Annotated in this window: 2 protein-coding genes; one reads left to right on the top strand and one right to left on the bottom strand. The window is 65.6% G+C overall.

The annotated features are described in order from the left end of the window. A partial coding sequence (locus tag L995_RS32020; protein ID WP_156136064.1) for a GntR family transcriptional regulator occupies positions 1-156 on the bottom strand: 156 nt, incomplete at its 3' end. A gap of 123 nt (positions 157-279) precedes the next feature. Between L995_RS32020 and L995_RS13150 the strand changes: the two genes are divergently transcribed. Further along, positions 280-593 (top strand): EamA family transporter (locus tag L995_RS13150; RefSeq protein ID WP_047472168.1); only part of this gene is annotated, 314 nt, incomplete at its 3' end.

Raw genomic sequence — 593 nt, 5'->3', positions numbered from 1 at the left:
CCGCTCATAGGCCTCCACCACCGTGGACACCGACACCTGCATGGCCTGCGCCTGCGCGCGCACCGAGGGCAGGCGCGTGCCGGGCAGGCAGGTGCGCGCGGCGATGCGCGACTGGATCTCTTCCATCACCGCCTGGATGCGTGTGCCGCTGCGCATGGCTGCTCTCTCTTCTGTAGTGGATTTGTGTGCATAACAGTTCTTTTGAATTGTATTGGACTGTCTATGGAAGATCCGGCCGTGCAATGGCCCACTGCCTGCTGCAAACCAAGGAGCTTTTTGATGGACAAGACAAGCAGCGGGTGGATCAACGGATTCATCGGCGTGGCGATCTTTGCGGGATCGCTGCCGGCCACCCGCGTGGCGGTCGCCGACCTGGACCCCACCTTCCTGACCTGTGCGCGCGCCAGCATCGCGGCATTGCTGGCCCTGGCCATGCTGCTGGCGCTGCGCCAGCCCCGGCCCGCGCGTGCCGACATGCCTTCACTGGCGCTGAGTGCGCTGGGCGGTGTGGTGGGGTTTCCGCTGCTGACCGCGCTGGCGCTGCAGTACGTCACCTCGGCGCATTCCATCGTCTTCGTGGGCCTGCTACGCGG

This window comes from Delftia sp. ZNC0008 (assembly GCF_000799035.1).
GTDB classification, from domain to species: domain Bacteria; phylum Pseudomonadota; class Gammaproteobacteria; order Burkholderiales; family Burkholderiaceae_C; genus Comamonas; species Comamonas tsuruhatensis.
This window is presented reverse-complemented; position numbering and strand designations above follow the sequence as displayed.